The sequence below is a fragment of the Paenibacillus caui genome, from assembly GCF_019904135.1.
In the GTDB taxonomy this organism is placed as follows: Bacteria; Bacillota; Bacilli; order Paenibacillales; family Paenibacillaceae; genus Fontibacillus; species Fontibacillus caui.
Genome location: NZ_JAIOGQ010000018.1, coordinates 32,711 through 55,212, shown reverse-complemented (window position 1 = coordinate 55,212; position 22,502 = coordinate 32,711). Strand labels below are relative to the sequence as shown.

Sequence of the window (22,502 nt, the reverse complement as noted above, 5' to 3'; positions counted from 1 at the left end):
GCAATTCCACTCTCTGAAGGGCATACTGTCTACTCTTCCCGATCATCGTCTTTGACTATAGTTCATAATAACTTTCTTGAAGCCTATAGTCAATGGCCGGAAGCGGATAGCTGACACAAATATACCCTGTTACGGCAAATAGAGAACCTGGCCTTCTGCAATATTTTGCTCGGACAGGCGGTTATGCAGCAAAAGTTCACGGGCGCTGACGCTGTAGCGGTCCGCGATTTCGTCAATCGTTTCTTCGCGCTGCACGATGACCATGCGTACCTTGCGGAACGGACTTGCTTCGTTCAGCTTGGAAATAAAGGACTCCTTCCACTGCCGGTCTTCCGGCTCGGCCTGAAGGGGTTCAGCGGCGGGCCGCTCTTCTTTCGTTTTGGCTTCTTCAGACGCAGGCAGCTGTCTGGGAGTCTGCAGCAGCTGGCTAAAACCAAAATGTTCGCCCCCTGATGCTTCGCTCTTTTTCTGGCTGTTCAGAGCGATCTTCGGCTCCTGGGGCTTCTCCCCTTCCGCAGGCAGTATTTCTGCCTCCGCCACGGGCGGTTCAGCGAAAGCAGCCTCCAGGACAGCGGGCTGCTCTTCTTCTGCAGATCCGGAAATCTCCGCAGCCTCAGCCGCCGCAGCCACCGGTTCGGCTGCCTCGGGTCTCGCAGCCTCGGGTTCCACTGCTTCGGGTTCGGCAGCCTCAGGTCTCGCAGCTACCGGTTCCGCAGCCTCCGATTCCGCAACTACTGCTTCCGCAGCCGAATCGGCACTGCCGGTTTCCGCTTCCGGAGGGTCTAGTTTCCATACCGGAAGCGCTGCAGGCTCGGCTGAGGATACAAATGCAGAAACCGTCTCATACCCAAACCGGCCGTCATCTTCTTCCGGCACCGCCGGCAGCGGCTCTCCGGACTCGCCTGCCAAGGCCGAAAAACCGGCTGCCGAAAAGGACTCATCGGCTTCCTGCGGGAATTCGCTCTCTTCCTGGTAACCAATATCTTGTCCCAAACGTTCTTTAACGTAAGCAGCGTCAGTGACTTCATCGAACCATTCGCCAGTCAAATCGGCCTGTTCCCGATTTTCGCTTGCGGATTCAAAGCCGGCTTCATCCTTCGATTCCTCCGCCTGTTCAAATAAAACGGCCTCGTCCCGATCATCTGGAGCCGATTTCTCCGTATCGAAGGCTGCCTCGGATGTAATCCATGGCGCCGATTCCTCTTCCCCTTCTCCCTGAACGTACGATGCCGTGTACTCCCGGCTGGTCCAGTCCTGCGGGGCAGGCGCAAAGGCAGTTGTTTCGATGCCCTGAAGGGACAAAACGCCGGTTACATTGAGACTTCGTTCATTCAAAAGATCGACGTCGAAATTTTCAATTTCCACGGAGATGTCCTCCAGCCGGTTGACCCTGCTGAGCGGAATGGTAATTTCAACCGGGATCAGGTGGGACAGTTCCCGTCTTTCGCCTTCCCCGCGGTATAAACCTGTCAGCAGCAAATGTCCCCGGAGCGTCGCATAATCATCCCCGGGCATAACCTGTATTCTTGGAAAAAGCTCAATCTCTTCCAGTTCCTCGATGCCGGTCTCTTCGTCCGATAAATGAACACGCTCGTAAATATCGAATCTTAAACCATAGGACTGATCAGACAAGGGCACATACCTCCTTTTTACACTTGCAAAAACGGGATTCTTCGCTCACAAAATGTGACCATAGCTACATCATCGCTCGTTTTTATCTATATGCCGTAAAAAGAAGCACATGCCAATCTTTTCGTCTGCTTAGCGGAAAGTTGCTTTTTGCAGCCTGCTGTGAAGCAGCGCAAGCTCCGTTGGCCAAGGGTCCAGTACCTCGATCTTCTCGCCTGTAAAAGGATGGACAAACTCCAATCGTTCCCCGTGCAGCGCCTGATGATTCAGCAGATTGTCCTTGGCTTTGGCTCCGTAAAGTTTGTCTCCGATCAGAGGATGGCCGGAAAAACTCATATGAACGCGAATCTGATGCGTTCTTCCTGTCTCCAGCGTCAGCCTGACCAGCGTGGCATCAGCAAAGGTCTGGACCACCTCAACGCGGGTAACCGCAGGCTTTCCTCCGGGTGACACGCGCCGGCGCCGGCTGTTGTGGCGGTCCCTTCCAATCGGGGCATCGATCACTGTAAGGGACGGGGCCACGACGCCCTCGACCCAGGCGATGTAGGTCCGCCCTATCTCCTTGCGCGACATGGCTTCGTCCAGCTTCAGCTGGGCGAGTTCATTTTTGGCATACAGGACGGGGCCGGATGTGTATTCATCGAGCCTATGAATATGCCTGACCGCGACTTTCTGGCCGCCCTCCGCGTAGTGGGCGGCGACAGCATTGGACAGCGTCGGCTCCTCCTCCCCGCCGTCAGGATGAACCTTTAATCCGGCGGGCTTGTGGACCACAAGGCAATGGTCGTCTTCATAGAGAACGACCGGGGGCGTGCCCCCTGGTTCAAACCCATATTCGCGCGGCGGGAACAGGCGCACGCGCAAGCGGTCCCCGGCAAGCCGAATATCCCCGCCGCCGGCAAGTCGCTTGAGCAGCTTGTCAGGCATGCCGATCACGCTGCCGAGCCATCCTGCCGCTGCCTCCGCCGGGTCAGCGGCTCCTCTGACCGCCTTGCCGGGCATCAGCTCCAGCCATTCTCCCCGCCGTCTTCCCGGACCCGTCATAGTCACAGCTTCTGCAGGGCGCGGCGGTTGGCTTCGATCGTATCGTCGATATCGGCTTCCGTATGAACGCCGGAGACGAACATGCCCTCGAACTGGGAAGGAGCCACGCTGACGCCTTCATCCACCATCGCCGCAAAATAACGGCGGAACAAGTCAAGATCGCTCGTTCTTGCCGTATCAAAGTTGATGACCTTTTGGGCCGTAAAGAACGGGCATACCATCGAACCGACGCGGTTCACGGTGAAAGGAATACCGCACTCTGCGGCATTTTGCTCAAACCCGGCCGCAAGGCGAGCCGACAGCGTCTCAAGCCGGTCATACACCTCGGGGGTAAGCAGGGACAGCGTCGTGAACCCGGCGGTCATGGCCAGCGGATTGCCGCTCAGCGTGCCGGCCTGGTAGATCGGTCCGGTCGGGGCGATTCGCTCCATGATTTCGCGTTTGCCGCCGTACGCGCCGACCGGCAGTCCGCCGCCGATCACCTTGCCGAGGCAAGTCAAATCCGGCGTTACGCCGAACCGGCCCTGCGCGCAGTTCAAATGCACGCGGAACCCCGTCATGACCTCGTCAAAAATAAGCACGCTGCCGTATTGCTCGGTAAGACTTCGAAGGCCTTCCAAGAAGCCCGGCAGCGGAGGCACGACGCCCATGTTCCCTGCCACGGGCTCCACAATGACGCCTGCGATCTCCTCGCCAAACCGGTCAAAAGCCAGCCGGACCGTCTCGAGATCGTTATAAGGCACTGCGATCGTATTGGCGGCCACGCCTTCGGGGACGCCCGGACTGTCCGGCAGGCCCAAGGTGGCTACGCCGGAGCCCGCTTTGATGAGCAGGCTGTCCGCATGGCCGTGGTACGAGCCTTCGAATTTCAGAATTTTGCTTCGTCCCGTATAGCCCCGCGCAAGGCGGATCGCGCTCATCGTCGCTTCGGTTCCGGAGTTGACCATCCGAACGATATCGATCGACGGCACACGGTCAGCGACCAGCTTCGCCATGGCTGTCTCCAGCAGCGTAGGCAGGCCGAAGCTGGTCCCTTTGGCAGCCGCTTCCTGCAGCGCCTTCACAACCTCCGGATGCGCGTGCCCCATGATCAGCGGTCCCCATGAGCCTATATAATCGATATAGGAATTGCCGTCGATATCATAAATATGGGAGCCTTTCCCATGATCCGCATAAACGGGCGTTAGTCCAACGGACTTGAAAGCCCGAACCGGACTGTTGACACCCCCGGGTATATATTGCTTGGCTTCGTCAAACGCTTGCCGCGATTTTTCCTCGATCCGTCCCTTGCTCTCCAAACTCATGAAATGTTCACTCCCCAGCTATGTAATGTATAGGCAAAAGACCGCCCTCTTCCGAAAGCGGCTTCTGCCGAATGTACTTACGTATAATATACCCTGAACGCAAGGCAAGCAGCATGGCTTGTGCCTTTATTTGGACTCCCGCAGCCAGCGGGCCATATCCTTGGAATAATAGGTGATGATCATATCTGCCCCGGCCCGCTTCATCCCCAGCAGCATTTCCGTTACAATGGCCTGTTCATTGATCCAGCCCTGCAGGGCGGCCGCCTTCACCATCGAATACTCGCCGCTGACATTATAAGCCACGATCGGCAGATCGAACTCTTCCCGAAGCAGCCTAATGACATCCATGAACGCCAGCGACGGCTTGACCATCAGCATATCGGCCCCTTCCAGCACATCCGATTCAGCTTCGCGCAGCGCCTCGCGAACATTAGCCGGATCCATTTGGTACGTTTTCCGGTCGCCGAACTGCGGCGCGGAATCGGCGGCCTCCCGGAAAGGCCCGTAGAAAGCCGAAGCGTATTTAACGGAATAAGACATGATCGGGATATGCGGGAAGCCGGCTTCATCCAGTCCATGGCGGATCGCCTGCACGAAGCCGTCCATCATGTTGGACGGAGCGATAATATCCGCGCCGGCCTGAGCCTGGGATACCGCCGTGCGCGTCAGCAGCTCCAGCGACTCATCGTTGAGCACATCGCCGTATACATGGCCGCCCTGCTCAAACGTATGGACCATGCCGCAGTGTCCGTGATCCGTAAACTCGCACAAGCACGTGTCGGCCACGACGAGCAGATCGGGGTAGAGCGACTTGATCTTCCGGGTCGCCTGCTGGACAATGCCGTCTTGAACGAACGCGGAAGTGCCGATCGCGTCTTTGGTTTCCGGAATCCCGAACAGCAGAACCGCCTTGATGCCAAGGTCAACGATTTCTTTAAGCTCCTCTTCAAGCGTATCCAGCGAAAATTGATAAACGCCCGGCATGGAAGCAATTTCCGACTTCACGCCGCTGCCATAAGTAATGAAAATCGGTTGAATCAAATCATCCACCGTCAATACCGTTTCACGGACGAGGCTGCGAATGGCTGCGGATTGGCGCAGACGGCGGTGGCGTACAATTGGAAAAGACATCATGCAACAGCTCCTTATTTCGATTTGCGGTTCAAGCCGCTTAACGATTCTATTAAACTGTCTATCGTAGCCTCTTCGGCGGTGACGGACACGCGCAGGCCGGCTTCCTCAGCCGTTCTGGCCGTGATCGGCCCGATGCAGGCAATGTTCGCCTTGTTCAAGGCTTCAGCCGGTTCGGCAAGCCCCATGCGCTTCAGTATGGCAATCAGATTCGTGACCGTCGAGGAACTGGTAAAGGTCACGATATGGATGCCGCCTTCTTCAAGCAGCTTCAGCAGCTCTTCGTCATCCTCCCCGGGCAGCACGGTTTCATAGGCGATGATTTCCGTTACGTCCAGCTTCCGCTGCCGGAGCACTTCAGGCAGCCATGAACGCGCCAGATTCCCCCGTGGAAGCAGCGCTTTCTGGCCGGGTTTCCACATTTCGCCCAGCTGTTCCACCAGTCCTTCGGCCTGGTATCGTTCCGGCAGGCTTTCCGCCACAATGCCTCTGGCAGCCAGCGCCGCTTTTGTGGCCGGTCCGACGGCTGCAATTCTCGCCTTGTGCAAGGATCTGATGTCAGTGCCCGCGCTCTCCAAATGACGGAAGAAGAACTCTACCCCATTGACGCTGGTGAAGAACACCCAATCGAACTGCTCAAGCGAGGAGAGCGCCTGTTCCGTATGCTTCAGCACCTCGGGATCTGTCGGCAAAACCGTTTCAATAACCGGCAGTTCATACGCTTCCCCGCCCAGTTCCTCAATCCGGCGGACCAATACGCTTGCCTGGGATCTCGAGCGGGTCACGAGGACCCGCCTTCCAAACAGCGGCAAATCTTCCACCCATTTCAGCTCTTCCCGCTGCAGTACCGCTTCTCCGACTACAATAACAGCCGGAGGCTGAAATTTTGCTGCGGCCACCTTGGCTTCAATATCCGCCAGCGTGCCGGTCAGCGTTTCCTGCTCGGCTCTCGTTCCCCATCTGATCAGCGCTACCGGCGTATCGGGCGAACGTCCGTGCTCAATGAGCTGCTGGCTGATATAACCGATTTTCGCAACACCCATCATAAACACAAGCGTGCCGGTTGAATTCGTTACTTTGTCCCATTTGATCGAATGATCCAGCTTCTCCGGGCTTTCGTGGCCGGTGATGATGGACAGGGAAGAAGCCAACTCCCGATGCGTCACGGGAATCCCTGCATAAGCGGGAACGGAGATGGCCGCCGTAACTCCCGGCACGATTTCAAACGGAACGCCACTACGGCGAAGCAGCCCCGCCTCCTCGGAGACCCGGCCGAAAATGGTCGGATCTCCGCCCTTCAGCCGAACGACCGTTTTTCCCTGAAGCGCCAAATCCACGAGCAGTTGATTGATTTCTTCCTGCTTCATCGTATGGCGGTCGGGCTTTTTGCCGACGTATATTTTTTCTGCTCCTTTTTTCATAGATTTCAGCAGACTGGGATTGGCCAGACGATCATATACGACAACATCCGCTATTTCTATGCATTGCAATCCCTTAACGGTAATCAAACGCGCATCGCCGGGGCCCGCCCCTACCAAATACACTTTTCCCGCCATACGTTCTCATCTCCTTACTTCAGCCAGAATGTCTCCCGCTCCCCGGGCGATCAGCTTATTCGCAACCTCGGTGCCAAGGCGCTCCGGATCGGTTCCTCTCAATTCCTCCTTCAAAATCGTCCGTCCATCCGGCGAACCGACCATACCGGTCAAATGCAGCTGAAGAGGAGCCGCGTGATCACTTGCCATGCTGTCACTCGCTTTATTTTCGCTGTTCGCTGCGGCATCGGTGTTGTCCTCAATGACGGCATAGGCCCCGATCGGAATCTGGCAGCCCCCGTTCAGTTCAGCGAGGAAACGCCGCTCGGCCTGCACGGTCAAGGAAGTAGCCGTGTCGTTGTACAGCGACAGCAAATGTCTGAGCTCTTCATCGTCTTCCCGGCATTCGATGCCAAGGGCCCCCTGTCCGACAGCAGGAAGGCAAAGCTCCACAGGCAGATAAGACGTAATCCGGTCCTTCCAGCCCATTCGCTCAAGTCCCGCTGCCGCCAAAATGATCGCATCAAAACCTTCGCTCACAAGCTTGCGCAGCCTGGAATCAATATTTCCTCTCAAGGTTTCGAGCCTTAAATCCGGTCTGCGCGCCTTGAGCTGGCTGGCCCGGCGAAGGCTGCTTGTTCCCACTTTCGCATTTGGCGGCAACTCATCCAGCGTCATGGACCCTCCTCCCTTTGCGATGAGCGCATCGCGCGGATCGGCCCGGCGGGGAACGGCTCCATTGATCAGGCCTTCAGGCAGCCATGCAGGCATATCCTTCATACTGTGTACTGCCATATCTATTTCCTTCTCCAGCATGGCCTGTTCGATTTCCTTGACAAACAAGCCTTTGCCCCCGACTTTGGACAAGGTTACATCCAGAATCCGGTCGCCTTTGGTTACGATTTTGCGTACTTCAAATTGAAAAGGGAGGCCCTGCTCCTTGCATATCGCTTTGAGGTCCTCGATAACTTGACCTGTCTGGGTAAGCGCAAGCTGACTTTGCCTTGTCCCTACTACAATCGTGCGCATGCTGTTCATCCTTTCACAATCCATTCATCGATTTGCTCTTCCGTCCACGGGCTAAAACGTCCCGCCCTGATCTGTTCCAATATATCCAGCTCCGCCAGTTTGCCAAGCAGAAGTCTTCGCTTGTCCGCATCCTCCACGGCGGCTTTCACCCGCTCTCTGACCGTTCTGAGAAAAGATACATAACGTTCATATTCCGGACCAAAAACCGATTCCAGATCTTCGGCGATCCGGCGCGATGCAGCCGGTCCTGCTCCGGAGGCGGACACCGAAATAACGAGATCTCCGCGCCGGATCACATTCGGACTAATAAAGCTGCCCTGCTCCGCAGATGTCGCTACATTGACAGGGATATTTAAACTTTTCGCCTCGGCTGCCGCCTCCAAATTTGCGGTTTTCTCGTTCGTGCAGGCATAGACCAGTCCGGCGCCTGCTTCCGCAATATCGCCAATCCTGTACGGTCTCTTCACCCAGCGAAAAGCGCCGGAGGCGTGACGCTGCTCAAGCTCCTCGCATAGCTTCGGGCTGATAATCGTAAGCACTGCGCCAGCCTCAATAAGAGGTTTGGACTTGCGGGCCGCGATCCGCCCCCCACCGATAACAACGATGGGCAAGCCTTCACAATCCACCATGATCGGGACATAACGGGGCATAGCATTACCTCCAGTTCCAGCTGTGAAAAGCCGACAAGGAATTGCTCAGAAAATTCACAATAACAATAGCATACCCCAGCAGCACCCATTTTGCCATGGAGACCCCGGATATACGCTTGTAGCTCCTGATTATAAAATAAAGCAAATACACCAGGAGAGAAACAAAAGTGGAAATCACCTTCAGGTCGAGGAAGGATTGCAAGCTTCCTTCTTTGGCCATGACCACCCCCGCGATTAACAAGGAAACTGACAGCAGTGAAACTCCCCACATGACCGCACCAGGCATGGAGCTGTCCAAATCCTCAAGGCTGGGCAGCCGGCGGATGGTGTCGCTCCACTTCTTCGTCTTCAGGCGGTGATGCAGAAAAAGATACATCGATGCGAATACGGCAGCCAACGTTAATGCGGCAAAGCTCACCCCTGCCAGAACAATGTGCAGAGTCAGCATACTGTGAAGCGTATAGCCATGAACCAGAGGATACTGGTCATCCGAAAAGCTGAGCCGGTTGGCCACCAGCATGACAAAGCCGGCCAAACTGACGAGAAGCACGGCCAGTTCTGTTCTCGGGAGGAAGGTTATGAACACCGACGACAGCATCAGACAAAAGGAGACCCACTGCAGATAATCGTAGGCAGACAACAGGGCGGCCACTCCTTCGGTTTGAAGGCGGCTTCCGAAAGCGAATAACATCAGAACCATCGAACAAGCAAGAAGCCCTGCGCCCATCCGCTTCGCTCCCGGATTGCGGCGAAAGCAATTCGAGAAATAAAACAGAAGGCTCAGGGCATAAATATAAATAGCAGCATCATCAATAATTACAAGTTGCGCCAAGGCTGTTCACCGCCTCATACGGACATCTGCGCCACAGAAAATGGTACGCTCTCAGATCGTGGAGATTTTTGGCTTTGAGAAGCGCGGTTGTCCGCGGCATTCTCCTTTACCGCCTGCGCCTCCTCGTTCCCAGCCGCCAACTGCTCCTCAAGCGCAAAAATGTAGCTGAACATGTCAAGGGCCTCAGCACCATTCTTCTCGGCAGCCATCTCCTTGATCCGGTTGATCGGATCATGCATCATCTGGTTCACGATGCTTCGCGTCAGTCGGCGAATGACCGTCCGCTGGCGCTCGTCCAGCTCGGGAAGCTTGTTGAATAAGCTCTGCAGCGTATCCTCATGAATGTCCGTAGCTTTTTCCTGGAGTGCCCGGATCACCGGCTTGACGCCAAGCGTCTGCAGCCAGTATGCAAAAGCATCCATTTCCTGCTTAATCATCAATTCGATCTTGGCAGCCTCATTCCGCCGCATCTCCAGATTACTCTCCACAATCCCCTCCAGATCATCTATATCATATAGAAAAACATTCGACAATTCTGAGATGGAAGGATCAAGATCGCGCGGCACAGCGATATCAATCATAAAAAGAGGATGCGAAGGCCGCTTCTTCATGCAGGCCGCGACATCAGCGGCTTTCAGGACATAGCCTTCGGCTCCCGTAGAACTGATCACGATGTCCACGTCCGCAAGTCTTTCGCCAGCCTGTTCAATTGTGCAGGGAGTTCCACTGAATCTGGACGCCAATTCCTGGGCACGAGAAAGCGTGCGATTGGCCACAATTACTTCGGCGGCGCCATTTGCAAACAGATGTTTTACGGTAAGCTCGCTCATTTTGCCGGCCCCGACAATAAGCACCCTTTTACCTGCAAAACTTCCAAAAATCCGCTTTCCCAGTTCAACCGCCGCATAGCTTACGGAAACCGCGCTTTCGCCGATGGATGTTTCGGAATGAGCCCGTTTGCTGAGCGTAATCGCTTGTTTAAACAGCATATTAAACAGCGTGCCTGTTGCTTTATTCTCTTGGGCAAGCAGAAAAGCAGCTTTAACCTGGCCTAAAATTTGCGTTTCGCCGAGCACCATCGAATCCAGTCCGCAGGCCACCCGGAACAGATGCTGAATCGCCTGCTCTTCCTCATAGGTATATAAATGCTGCATGAATTCGGTACGCGGAACATCAAACCATTGTTCCATGAAGCTGTGTATGAAATGGCTGCACATCGGCAGCCGATCTATGGCTACATAAAATTCGGTACGATTGCAGGTTGCTAGAACGACAACTTCCAATACACCTTTCATCTGTTTCAACTCCGCAAGCGCTCCCGGCAAATCTTGCTCTGCAAAAGTAAACTTCTCTCTTACCTCTACCGGCGCCGTGCGGTAGTTCAAGCCAACTGCAATAATGTGCATTGTAAGTTTCACCTGCCTTGTTAGGAATACTAAAAAACCAAGAAATCATTTTTTTCACTCTCAAACAATGTTAATTATATCACACTGCCAGCCCATCTTTCGGCCATTAATATGAAATGTTTATGAAGAATAAAACGCCCCTGCGAGAGGGACATTACCTATCGTTACCCATGAATGAAAAAAAATAACCGTGGAGACTAACTTCCACAGTTATTTGCGCCGCATTCCGAATCGTCTTAGGCGAGCTAGACTTCAGGAAATGCACAGTTTATTTTTTTCGGGAAAATTGAATTTATTACCTATGATTGGCTTTACACAAGTTCAACTTGCACGCCGGATGGTGTTTCCACCTTCATTTCACCCAAACCGCGAATCAGTTTCTTTGCATAGGTTTTCTCCGGTTTCAATATGGATACCAGGTAATCAATAGCCAACTGCGGGTCAACCGTTTCTCCGCAAGTGTAGCAATCAATTGCCGCAAATCCTCTCTCAGGATACGTATGAATCGAGAGATGACTCTCTGACAGCATTACAAGGACCGTAGCCCCTTGTGGCTCGAATTGCTTGGATTGTACGGACAATACAGTTGCCCCGCATGCTTCAGCAGCTTCTACAAGATGGTTTTGCAGGAGCTCCGCATTGTTCAATACATCAAAGTCGACTCCCCAAGTATCAACAGCAACGTGTCTTCCGAAAGTTGAATATTCCATCTTCCGGTTCCCCCTTCCTAGGAATAAAATGTTTGAAAAATTTCATCCGCTAGGACCTACGTCATTCACTTCCCGAGGGAATAATCTCTCGCAACATCTACATGTCCTGAGTGAATCCTGGTTCCTATATTCTTTTCAACGAGATTAAAAATAACATCTATTAATGACAAATGCAATACTTTTTTTGAAATCCCGATCTTTATCCGAGCCCAAGTTTAGTACGGCCTGTCTGCCCTTTTTTCGTGCCTTATTCCCTTGCCCCGAACAATTGGAAAAACCTCTGAAGGAAGCTTCTGTTTCAATAATAAACCGCCTCCGGCAGGAGGCGGTTTATTATGCTTATTCGCTTTCGCTTAGTTAGCGTAGGGCAATCCAGAATCAAGCTTCCAAAGCGAATAGCCTCTGCGAATTGCGCCGCAGCTCCTTATCTACCCAATCTACGGTATCCCCGCTAACGTTAGCCATTCGCAGTTCCAGCAGCGCATTGATTTCCTTGCGGATCTGGTCGATCTCGGCCTCAATGAGCTTAAGCTCAAAGAGGCTTCGCAGTTCACCAAGCGTATTCTTGTATTGATATACCAGCTTGCAGGCATCCGCCTTTTGCTCAGCAATTTTGATCACACGACCCTCTTCATAGCTGTACTCCATCACAAAACCTTCGTAAATACGGTATACCAATCCGCAGCCTTTGAATTCGGCAAACATTCGCCGCATCACATTCGTCAGTCTCGGATTCTTCAGGCGGAAAGAACATTCACAAACATAAAATCCGTCTTTGCAGTCAAAAGCCACATGGAGTTCCTCACCGTCACGGTCCAGCAATACAACCTCCTGGCCGCCGCCCTCAAGCACTTTGACCTGCTGACAGACGTGGGGATCATAAACTTTACGAACAAACTCGCTCATTTGGGCTTCCGACATACGCATCGTGGCTTTTACATATTCTGTGGCTATCCGCTTAGCCATACAAATCTCCTCAATTCCTTTAACAATCCTTTAGCATAATTATACACTACTTTTTTAAGGAATTGCTTGGTGTGAAAATCATGAATTTCATCCGAATTTCAGAAAAAAACGGATTGAGGCTGATTGTGCGCCAAAGATTCGTAAGCTTGCTCGGTTTCCTGTTCCAACTTCTCTTGTTCCCATGCCGCTTTGACGGATTTTTCAAATCTGCATAAACGATGAATCAAATCCCGTTATCTGCTTCTAACGCGCCAATGCTCCGGCTGATGACTTCCCACAGCTCATCCTTGCCGATGCCTTCCTCGGCCGAGAACATCACAAACTCATCTCCGGCCCGCAGCATCAAGTCTTCCTTAATGACCTTGATGTGCTTCTGCCAGCGGCTCTTCGGAATTTTGTCCGCTTTGGTAGCCACGATGCAAACCGGAAGCTCGTTAGCCTTCAGCCAGTCGTACATCAGAATGTCGTCCTTGCTCGGCGGATGCCTAAGGTCAATCACCTGAAGCACCAGCCTAAGCGTTTCTCTCTCGGTCAAATAGCTTTCAATCATTTTGCCCCAAACGGCGCGCAGGCTTTTGGACACCTTGGCATAACCGTATCCCGGAACGTCGACGAAATACAGATCATCGTTAATCCGGTAATAGTTCAAATGCTGCGTCTTGCCGGGCGTGGAGCTCGTCCTTGCGAGGTTCTTCCGCGAAATCATCCGGTTGATCAGTGAGGACTTGCCTACATTAGAACGCCCTGCCAGAGCAATTTCCGGCAAGGCGTCTTCAGGATACTGATCAGGCCGGACCGCACTAATGATAAATTCGGCCTTTGTAACTTTCATATTCAATCCCCTTCTAATGCACTTCGCTATGCTGCACAAGCGCGTGCTCGAGTACCTGGTCCATGTGGGAAACCGGTACAAAGACAACATCGTTTTTGACACTCTCCGGGATATCCTTCAAATCCCGTTCATTGTCCTTGGGCAGCAGAATTTTCTTATATCCGGCACGGTGGGCGGCCAGCGACTTTTCTTTCAATCCGCCGATCGGGAGCACCCGGCCGCGCAGCGTGATCTCGCCCGTCATGGCGATATCTTTGGAGACATAGCGGTTTGTCAGCGCGGAAATAAGAGCTGTCGCGATCGTAATACCCGCCGATGGCCCGTCTTTCGGAATGGCGCCCTCCGGAATGTGAATATGGATATCGTTCTTCTCATGAAAATCTTCCGGGATGCCAAGCTCCTTCACCTTCGAACGGGTATAGCTGAACGCCGCCTGCGCCGACTCTTTCATGACGTCTCCCAGTTTCCCGGTCAGCGTCAGCTTGCCGGAGCCCGGTACGACGGTCACTTCGATGACAAGCGTCTCGCCGCCGACCTCCGTCCAGGCCAGACCCGTTACCGTACCGATCTGATCTTCAAGCTCCGCAACACCGTAGCGGAATCTCGGAATGCCGAGATATTCCTTAATATCTGCGGGCTCTATGCTGATCGTCCGTTCGGGATCCGCTACGATGGATTTGGCCGCTTTGCGGCACAGCGCCGCAATTTGCTGCTCCAGGTTCCGGACGCCGGATTCGCGGGTATATTCACGGATCGTCGTCATCAGTGCATCTTTGCCAATCTGCAGCTGCTCGGGGCTAAGTCCGTGTTCCTTCTGCTGCTTCGGCAGCAGATACCGCTCGGCAATCTCAAGCTTTTCAAGTTCCGTGTAACCCGGGATGTTCAGAAGCTCCATCCGGTCAAGCAGCGGTCTCGGAATATTGTGAACCGCGTTGGCCGTCGTAACAAACATGACGTTCGACAAGTCGAACGGAAGCTCGATGAAATGATCGCTGAACGTATTGTTCTGTTCCGGATCGAGCACTTCCAAAAGCGCTGCGGACGGATCCCCCCGGAAATCGGAAGCCATCTTGTCGATCTCATCGAGCAAAAATACAGGATTCATCGTTCCCGCTGTCTTCATCCCTTGAATGATCCGGCCCGGCATTGCGCCGACGTATGTGCGGCGATGCCCGCGGATTTCCGCTTCATCACGCACGCCGCCCAGCGAAATCCGGACAAACTGCCGGCCAAGGGAACGTGCGATGGAACGGGCAAGCGATGTCTTGCCTACTCCGGGCGGGCCTACTAGACAGAGGATGGGCCCTTTCAGCTTCTTGACCAGCTTCTGGACGGCCAAATATTCGAGCACACGTTCTTTCGGCTTGTCGAGACCGTAATGATCCTTGTCAAGCACGGCCTCCGCTTTGTCCAGGTCGAGATCATCCTCCGTCTTCTCGCTCCACGGCAAACTGAGCAGCCAGTCTACATAGTTGCGGATGATGCCTCCCTCCGCGGAGCTGGCCGGCATTTTCTCAAGACGGTCAATCTCCTTGGCAACCTTCTCACGGACTTTCCCCGGCAGGTTTTTGTCCTCCATTTGCGTGCGCAGCTCTTCGGCTTCGCCCGCCCGGCCCTCTTTGTCGCCGAGTTCCTTCTGGATTGCCTTCATCTGTTCGCGCAAATAGTATTCCTTTTGCGTCTTTTCCATCTGCTTCTTGACCCGCTGGTTGATTTTGCGTTCGAGCTCCAGCACCTCGCGCTCGTTATTTAAAATGTCCAGCAGCTTCTCGAGCCGCGCCCGGACATCTATCGTTTCGAGAATTTCCTGCTTCTCCTTGATCTTTAGAGACAAATGGCTTGTGATGACGTCGGCGAGCCGCCCCGGCTCTTCGATATCCGAAACGGCGGCAAGCGTCTCGGGGGTCACCTTCTTGGATAAATTAATATAATGTTCGAACTGGGCGAGCAAAGTACGCATCAAAGCATCGACCTCCGGATCGGAGGTATCCTCTTCGGGACGTTCTTTGGCAATGACCTCATAAAAATCCTCATTATCAAGGTATTCCATGATTTCAGCCCGTTCCATTCCTTCTACCAGAACACGGATTGTACCGTTCGGAAGTTTGAGCATCTGTCTTACTTTCGCTACTGTTCCAATCCGGAAAATATCTTCTTGCGTGGGCTCTTCAATGTTCACTTCAGCTTGAGAACACAGGAGAATCAGGTTGTCTTCAACCATCGCTTTATCCAGTGCCTTCACTGACTTCTCACGGCCTACATCCAGATGCAATACCATGCTCGGGTAGACAAGAATGCCACGCAAAGGCAGCAGCGGAAACCGGCGGCCCTTGGATTTATGATGTCCCATCGCTTCGCACCTCCATTGGCTCTCGGGTACAATTGCCTGCCTGCCATTCATATGACCTGCATGGCAATATCATTCCTATTTTAGCAAATGTTTATTTAAAACACCAACTAAGCAAACTGACCAGCTTATTACGAAACGCTTGCTTACAGGCACAACAAAAAGCAGCCTAAGGACAGTGTGTCCATTTCGGCTGCTTTGTCATTCTACATTTTGCCTGATTGCGGGGATTTCGCATGCAGGTAAGGAGCCGGCGGGGAAGGAGGCGGCATAAAAAGATCAGCCACTCCTTTGGAAGCTGTACCCTCCGTCTGGTCTTCATATCCCGGACCAAAGATGAGCCCAAACGCTTCATTAATTGACTCAAGCGGAATTACCCGCACACCTTCCAGCCCTTCAAACAGCGTTTGCCAATTCTCCTTCGGAATCAGGACTGTGGTGGCTCCGCTTTGGAAGGCGGCTTCCACTTTCGCCACGACGCCGCCTATCGGCTTAACCTTCCCGTAAATGCCGAGCTCGCCGGTCATCGCGATGCGGGGATCGACAGGCACCTTGCGGATGGCCGATACAACAGCCGCGGCAATCGCAAGGCCCGCTGAAGGTCCGTCAATCGGGGTGCCGCCCGGAAAATTGATATGCAAATCGTATTTCTCCGGCTCGATCCCGATATTTTTGAGCACGGTCAGCACATTTTCAACCGATCCCTTAGCCATGCTTTTACGGCGCAACGTGCGGCTGCCGCCTCCGCCGATCTCTTCTTCATCGACAACGCCTGTGATGTTGCAGATGCCCTGACGGCCGTTCGGTGCCGGAACGGCCGTCGCTTCGATTTCAAGAAGGGTGCCCATGTTGGGACCGTATACGGCCAGGCCATTGACTACACCGATTTGCGGATAATCGGCAACCTTTTTGTCCGGACGGGGAACGAGCTGACTGCTCGTGGCTACCCACTCCAAATCCGAGGCAAGCAGCGTATTGCGTTTCTCCGTCAAAGCAAGCCCGGCGGAAAGCTGAATCATGTTGACGGCTTCCCGTCCGTTGGTCGCGTATTTCTTGACGACTTCGACCGCTTCCGGACAAGGCTGGAATCCGAGCCTTTTCACGGCGTCTTCCGCAATTTGCGCAATTTCCTCCGGCAGAAGCGGCCGGAAGAAAATTTCCATGCATCTCGAACGGAGGGCCGGCGGGATCTCTTGCGGCGAGCGGGTAGTCGCCCCTACAAGGCGGAAATCCGCCGGAAATCCATTTTGAAAAATATCATGAATATAAGCAGGCGTGCCTGTATCTTCCGAGTTATAGTACGCGCTGTCAAGGAACACCTTGCGGTCCTCAAGCACCTTGAGCAGCTTGTTCATCTGCACGGGATGCAGCTCGCCGATTTCGTCAATAAACAGGATTCCCCCGTGCGCTTTAGTGACAGCGCCTGCCTTCGGCTGGGGAATTCCCGCCACTCCCATGGCGCCTGCCCCTTGATAAATCGGATCATGCACGGACCCGATCAGCGGATCCGCAATTCCCCGTTCATCAAATCTGGCGGTCGTGGCATCGATCTCCGTAAACTTGGCATCGGCCCGGAAAGGGGATGCGGGATTCTTTTTGGCTTCTTCCATGACGACCCGCGCCGCCGCCGTTTTGCCGACCCCCGGAGGCCCGTAAATAATAACGTGCTGGGGGTTCGCGCTGCAAAGCGCTGCTTTTAACGCGCGCAGCCCATCCTTCTGACCCACGATATCTTTCATGGATGCGGGACGAGTGCGCTCTGCGAGCGGCTGGGTCAGCGATATGGAGCGAAGTTTCCGCAGCTTCTCCATTTCCTTCCGGGATTCACGGTCCACTGCGGATCGGCTTCCTTTCTGGCTCCGGAGCAGATTCCAGAAATACATGCCGATAATAACCCCGAAAAACAGGTTTACAACCATGACAATGACGCTTAGACTCATGCTAGATCAACCTCCCGTTTTCTCCTGCTGTACTGCTATGTCATCATGGGAAGATCAAGTTGCCCTGACTCTTCACTTCATAATGAGCTCATACTTGGTAGTATAGCCTTTTCGAAAACGGCTAAACGCGGGTTGCCTTAATTTTTCTAAAGCGCTCATAAGAAAACCGTCCGGAAAATTCGCCGGACGGTCCTTTGTCGTGCTATGAGATACGTTTGTACGTGCCCTATATTGCATTGCGGGCAGGCTGGAAAAACCGAGTTGAGTTATGAGGAATGGGTTAGCCCGTGCTTCCGGCCGGGAATTTCCCCCGTCTCCTCATACACTTTGACAATGTTGTCGATTTCTTTCTTGAGCTCAGTCAGCAGTTCGGCTTCCGGCACTTTGCGGATCATCTCGCCGTAACGGAACAACAAGCCTTCTCCCCGGGCGCCTGCGATGCCAATGTCTGCTTCGCGCGCTTCACCCGGGCCGTTAACGGCGCAGCCTAGCACGGATACTTTAATCGGCACCTTGATTTTCGAAATGTATTCCTCCACTTCATTGGCGATGGAGAACAGATCGATATCAAGCCGGCCGCAGGTCGGGCAGGAAACCAGTGTAGCGGCGTTGGTGATCAGCCCGAAGGTTTTGAGCAGCTCGCGCGCCACCTTTACTTCTTCTACCGGGTCCGCGCTGAGTGATATCCGGACGGTCGAACCGATGCCCATGGAGAGCAGCGCGCCGATGCCGGCCGAGCTTTTTACCGTCCCCGCGAACAGGGTTCCCGATTCCGTAATTCCCAAATGCAGCGGATAAGGAATCACTTCAGCCGCTTTGCTGTACGCCGCAATGGCCATCGGCACGTCGGAAGCTTTGAGGGACACGATAATATCGTGGAAATCCAGTTCTTCCAGAATACCTATATGGAACAAGGCGCTCTCCACCATAGCCTCAGGCGTCGGATACCCGTATTTTTCAAGCAGATGGCTCTCCAAGGAACCGGCGTTTACCCCGATCCGGATCGGAATGCCGCGTTCCTTGCAGGCATTGACAACCGCTTCTACCTTCTCACGGCGTCCGATATTGCCCGGATTGATCCGCACTTTATCGATGCCGTTCTCGATGGCGAGCAGTGCAAGCTTGTAATTGAAATGAATGTCCGCCACCAGCGGAATGTGAATCTGCTTTTTAATTTCTTTAATGGCCGCCGCAGCCTCTTCATTGTTGACGGTTACCCGGACAAGCTGGCAGCCCGCTTCCTCAAGACGTAAAATTTCGGCAACCGTAGCCTTCACATCTGCGGTTTTTGTTGTACACATGCTCTGAATAATCACTTCATTGCTGCCGCCAATCGTTAGATTGCCAACTTTGACCGGCCGCGTATCTTGTCTGAGATATGTCATCAGTCTCTCTCCCATAATGCCAAAGCTCCACCCCTTGCCGGGGCTGTGTTCCTCATTAAACGCAGGTTCCGGTAGAGGTGGAGATTCGGCATTTATAATTGACCGCATTCTGCAGGCTGCACCATTGCAGCTTTATGCGCTCTCTTCTTGTTTCTTGCTGCTGTCCGTTTTCAGTTCCGGAATCATCTTCTCTTCCACAACTTTTTCGGTGATGACGCAGCTGGTTATGTCGTCACGGGAAGGCACTTCGTACATTACGTCGAGCATGATGTCCTCAATAATGGCACGAAGACCGCGCGCGCCTGTATTGCGTTTGATCGCTTCGCGCGCAATCGCTTCAAGGGCCTTCGGTTCAAACTCGAGCTTGACGTTATCCAGCTCAAGGAGTTTCTGATACTGCTTCACGAGCGCATTCTTCGGTTCGGACAGAATACGGACAAGCGTCTTCTCATCAAGCGGCTCCAGAGCGGAAATGACCGGGAGACGTCCTACAAACTCCGGAATAAGGCCGAATTTAAGCAGATCCTCAGGCAGAACGAGCTGCAGGTATTCACCCGGCTTCAGTTCTTTTTGACCATCGGAAGCGGCATTAAAACCGATTACTTTTTTGCCGACCCGGCGTTTGATCATCTGTTCGATTCCGTCAAAGGCGCCGCCGCAAATAAACAGAATATTGGTGGTATCGATCTGGATGAACTCCTGATGCGGATGCTTGCGCCCGCCCTGCGGCGGAACAGAGGCAACCGTGCCTTCCAGAATTTTGAGCAGAGCCTGTTGCACACCTTCGCCCGACACGTCGCGGGTGATGGAAGGGTTCTCCGATTTGCGGGCCACTTTATCGATTTCATCGATGTAGATGATGCCGCGTTCGGCCTTCTCTACGTCATAATCGGCTGCCTGAATCAGCTTCAGCAAAATATTTTCGACGTCTTCGCCAACATAGCCGGCTTCCGTCAAGGATGTCGCATCGGCAATGGCAAATGGAACGTTCAGAATTTTGGCCATCGTTTGCGCCAAAAGGGTTTTACCCGAACCGGTAGGTCCGAGCAGCAAAATATTACTCTTCTGCAGCTCCACTTCTTCAATCTTGCTGCCTGAATTTACGCGTTTGTAATGGTTATATACCGCAACGGAAAGAGACTTTTTCGCAGCATCCTGTCCGATTACGTATTGATCCAAAATTTCGCGGATTTCGCGCGGCTTTGGAATCTCCTTCAGATCAAGCTCTTCGTCATGCCCCAGTTCTTCTTCAACAATTTCGGTGCAAAGCTCGATGCACTCGTCACATATATAAACGCCTGGTCCTGCAACCAGCTTGCGAACCTGATCCTGCGATTTACCGCAAAAGGAACATTTCAGTTGGCCTTTTTCTTCGTTGAATTTAAACATTACGACACCCCTTTATGAAATATTAGGCTTATCGATGACTTTGTCAATGATCCCATAAGCCTTGGCCTCATCAGCACTCAGGAAATAGTCGCGGTCTGTATCGCGCTGTATCTTCTCAAGGGGCTGCCCTGTCCGCTCTACATAGATCTGATTAACCTTTTCCTTCGTCTTCAGAATCCAATCGGCATGGATTTTAATATCCGCCGCCTGACCTTGAACACCGCCCAAAGGCTGGTGAATCATCACTTCACTGTGCGGAAGACCGAAACGCTTTCCCGGAGCGCCTGCCGTAAGGAGCAGTGACCCCATGCTTGCAGCCATGCCGACGCAAATTGTAGAAACATCAGATTTGATGTACTGCATTGTATCATAAATACCCATCCCCGCCGTTATAGAACCACCGGGAGAGTTGATGTAAAGGTGAATGTCTTTCCCCGGTTCTTCAGCATCCAGAAACAGCAGTTGCGCTATTACAAGGTTAGCCACTTCATCATCGATTGCGCCACTGAGAAAGATGATTCGGTCCTTAAGCAGTCTCGAGTATATATCGTATGACCGCTCTCCGCGACTCGTCTGTTCCACAACCATTGGTACTAAGCTCATGACACCGACCCCTTCTTCAAATCATCTCATCAGCGCTTACACCTGTATTCTAACACGTTCAAACCCCTATGTCATTTTTCCAAAAGCGATGCTTTTTTCGGGGGAAGTTGAAACGGCAAAGCCGTGCTGTGAAAGACGGCATCCGTTTCTGCGGGAATGATTAAGAAAGAATAGGTGTTCCGCTATTTTTTCCGATCGTTTAAAATAACCCCACTTTGTGGGGGGTTCGCTTCGAGGAGGGTTCAGGCAATTTACCGAGGACCCCGGAAGTCTTATTGCTTGAAAAATGAAGGCACGCAAAAAATCACGTGCCTTCCTGCATTCATTATATGAAACTCATTTCGGAAAGAGACAATTACTCGGCAGCTTCTTCTTTTTCCGCAGCCGCTTCTTTGACAGCTTCTACTTCCTTGCTGTTTGCAACAAGAAATTCGATGGTTTTGCGGAGCTGAACTTCTTCGCGCAGGCTTCCCAAAGATCCGTTAGCCGCAAGAATGTTGCGGATTTCGTCATTGGAACGCTTGTACATTTCAGCCATATTCGAAAGTTCCTGCTCGATGTCTTCTTCGGAAACGGCAATGTTCTCCTCTTTCGCAATTTGCTCAAGAACAAGGTTGTTGCGGACGCGCTTCTCGGCGTCGCCTTCCATTTGCTCTTGCAACTCGGTCAGAGTTTGTCCGGAGAAGCTCAGGAACATATCCAGGTTCATGCCTTGCGTGCGAAGACGATTGTCAAAATCGCGAACCATGTTTTGAACTTCGCCAAGCACCATCGGTCTTGGAATGTCCACTTCGGCATTTTCAGCCACTTTTTCAACAACCGCAGATTCGCGAGCCGACTCATTTTCTTTCTGTTTGCGGGATTCGAGTTCTTTCTTCAAATCCTCTTTATATTCTTCAAGCGTGTCGAATTCGCTGACATCTTTCGCAAATTCGTCATCCAGCTCAGGAAGCTGTTTGCGTTTGATCTCATGCACTTTCACTTTGAAAACCGCTTCTTTTCCGGCAAGCTCTTTGGCATGGTAGGCTTCCGGGAAAGTAACGACAACGTCTTTGAAGTCGCCGGTTGCCAATCCAACCACCTGTTCTTCGAAACCAGGGATGAAAGAACCGCTGCCGAGTTCAAGCGAATAACGTTCGGCTTTGCCGCCTTCGAAAGGCACGCCGTCTACGGATCCGTCGAAATCGATAACGACCGTATCACCGTTTTGGGCTGCTTCTTCGTCAATCACGCTCAGTTCGGCATGACGCTGTTGCAAGCGTTCAAGCTCTTCGTTCAGTTCCGCCTCCGTAACTTCGGAGCTGGCCGCAGGCACTTCCACGCCTTTGTATTCTCCGAGCTTTACTTCAGGCTTAACCGTTACTTTAGCTTTAAATTTGAAAGGTTGTCCTTTCGCAAACTGCTCCACATCCACTTCAGGACGGTCTACCGGAAAAATATCGGTTTGTTCGACAGCTTCGGTGTACACTTCAGGGAGCAAAATGTCGATGGCGTCTTGGTAGAGGCTCTCCACACCGTAGCGTGCTTCGAAAATCGGCCGAGGCACTTTACCCTTGCGGAAACCAGGCACATTCGCTTTCTTGACCACTTTGTTAAAAGCTTTATCCAGCGCCGCCGCTACGCGTTCCGCTTCGACTTCAACCTCGAGAACGCCGAGGTTCTTCTCTATTTTTTCCCAAGTTGCTTTCATTATATGCTTTCCCCTCCAAAATAGTTCACATTACTGAAATGAAAAACGAAGCGAGTTATCCGTTTTCAGTATGTCTGATC

Annotated in this window: 18 protein-coding genes; all 18 read right to left on the bottom strand. The window is 52.9% G+C overall.

Annotated elements, in window-relative coordinates; genetic code table 11:
* Positions 1-129: 129 nt before the first annotated feature.
* Entirely contained in the window at positions 130-1,632 is a 1,503-nt protein-coding gene (locus tag K7397_RS12280; protein ID WP_237690873.1) for a LysM peptidoglycan-binding domain-containing protein, read from the bottom strand.
* A 129-nt stretch (positions 1,633-1,761) separates the two neighbouring features.
* Positions 1,762-2,673, bottom strand: coding sequence for an RluA family pseudouridine synthase (locus tag K7397_RS12275; protein WP_223068250.1), 912 nt, complete (start codon positions 2,671-2,673; stop codon positions 1,762-1,764).
* 2 nt (positions 2,674-2,675) lie between these two features.
* Complete coding sequence (gene hemL / locus K7397_RS12270) at positions 2,676-3,977, bottom strand: glutamate-1-semialdehyde 2,1-aminomutase (protein ID WP_223068249.1); 1,302 nt, start codon at positions 3,975-3,977, stop codon at positions 2,676-2,678.
* 126 nt (positions 3,978-4,103) lie between these two features.
* A complete protein-coding gene (hemB, locus tag K7397_RS12265) occupies positions 4,104-5,108 on the bottom strand; it encodes a porphobilinogen synthase (protein WP_223068288.1) in 1,005 nt (334 codons plus the stop codon).
* Between the two features lie 14 nt (positions 5,109-5,122).
* On the bottom strand, positions 5,123-6,664 hold the full coding sequence (cobA, locus tag K7397_RS12260; RefSeq protein ID WP_223068248.1) for a uroporphyrinogen-III C-methyltransferase: 1,542 nt from the start codon (positions 6,662-6,664) through the stop codon (positions 5,123-5,125).
* Positions 6,665-6,670: 6 nt separating this feature from the next.
* On the bottom strand, positions 6,671-7,672 hold the full coding sequence (gene hemC / locus K7397_RS12255; protein ID WP_223068247.1) for a hydroxymethylbilane synthase: 1,002 nt from the start codon (positions 7,670-7,672) through the stop codon (positions 6,671-6,673).
* Between the two features lie 5 nt (positions 7,673-7,677).
* Complete coding sequence (locus K7397_RS12250; RefSeq protein ID WP_223068246.1) at positions 7,678-8,322, bottom strand: precorrin-2 dehydrogenase/sirohydrochlorin ferrochelatase family protein; 645 nt, start codon at positions 8,320-8,322, stop codon at positions 7,678-7,680.
* A gap of 4 nt (positions 8,323-8,326) precedes the next feature.
* Positions 8,327-9,154 (bottom strand): cytochrome c biogenesis protein CcsA, encoded by an 828-nt coding sequence (ccsA, locus tag K7397_RS12245; RefSeq protein ID WP_223068245.1) that lies wholly within the window; start codon positions 9,152-9,154, stop codon positions 8,327-8,329.
* Between the two features lie 14 nt (positions 9,155-9,168).
* Positions 9,169-10,560 carry a glutamyl-tRNA reductase gene (gene hemA / locus K7397_RS12240; RefSeq protein WP_223068244.1) on the bottom strand — a complete coding sequence of 464 codons (1,392 nt, stop codon included), beginning with the start codon at positions 10,558-10,560 and terminating at the stop codon, positions 9,169-9,171.
* A 311-nt stretch (positions 10,561-10,871) separates the two neighbouring features.
* Positions 10,872-11,270, bottom strand: a complete 399-nt coding sequence (speD, locus tag K7397_RS12235; RefSeq protein WP_223068243.1) for an adenosylmethionine decarboxylase — start codon at positions 11,268-11,270, stop codon at positions 10,872-10,874.
* A 378-nt stretch (positions 11,271-11,648) separates the two neighbouring features.
* On the bottom strand, positions 11,649-12,236 hold the full coding sequence (locus tag K7397_RS12230; RefSeq protein WP_223068242.1) for a non-ribosomal peptide synthetase module: 588 nt from the start codon (positions 12,234-12,236) through the stop codon (positions 11,649-11,651).
* Between the two features lie 223 nt (positions 12,237-12,459).
* The gene (yihA, locus tag K7397_RS12225) at positions 12,460-13,068 is read right to left on the bottom strand and encodes a ribosome biogenesis GTP-binding protein YihA/YsxC (RefSeq protein ID WP_223068241.1); all 609 of its coding nucleotides are present in this window, start codon (positions 13,066-13,068) and stop codon (positions 12,460-12,462) included.
* A gap of 13 nt (positions 13,069-13,081) precedes the next feature.
* Entirely contained in the window at positions 13,082-15,418 is a 2,337-nt protein-coding gene (gene lon / locus K7397_RS12220; protein ID WP_223068240.1) for an endopeptidase La, read from the bottom strand.
* A gap of 203 nt (positions 15,419-15,621) precedes the next feature.
* Positions 15,622-17,355, bottom strand: a complete 1,734-nt coding sequence (lonB, locus tag K7397_RS12215) for an ATP-dependent protease LonB (protein WP_223068239.1) — start codon at positions 17,353-17,355, stop codon at positions 15,622-15,624.
* A gap of 266 nt (positions 17,356-17,621) precedes the next feature.
* Positions 17,622-18,740 (bottom strand): flavodoxin-dependent (E)-4-hydroxy-3-methylbut-2-enyl-diphosphate synthase, encoded by a 1,119-nt coding sequence (ispG, locus tag K7397_RS12210; RefSeq protein ID WP_223068238.1) that lies wholly within the window; start codon positions 18,738-18,740, stop codon positions 17,622-17,624.
* 132 nt (positions 18,741-18,872) lie between these two features.
* Positions 18,873-20,129: an ATP-dependent protease ATP-binding subunit ClpX gene (gene clpX / locus K7397_RS12205; protein WP_223068237.1), complete on the bottom strand. Its 1,257-nt coding sequence runs from the start codon at positions 20,127-20,129 to the stop codon at positions 18,873-18,875.
* A gap of 12 nt (positions 20,130-20,141) precedes the next feature.
* Positions 20,142-20,732 carry an ATP-dependent Clp endopeptidase proteolytic subunit ClpP gene (clpP, locus tag K7397_RS12200; protein WP_223068236.1) on the bottom strand — a complete coding sequence of 197 codons (591 nt, stop codon included), beginning with the start codon at positions 20,730-20,732 and terminating at the stop codon, positions 20,142-20,144.
* 355 nt (positions 20,733-21,087) lie between these two features.
* The gene (tig, locus tag K7397_RS12195) at positions 21,088-22,422 is read right to left on the bottom strand and encodes a trigger factor (RefSeq protein ID WP_223068235.1); all 1,335 of its coding nucleotides are present in this window, start codon (positions 22,420-22,422) and stop codon (positions 21,088-21,090) included.
* Positions 22,423-22,502: the final 80 nt, after the last annotated feature.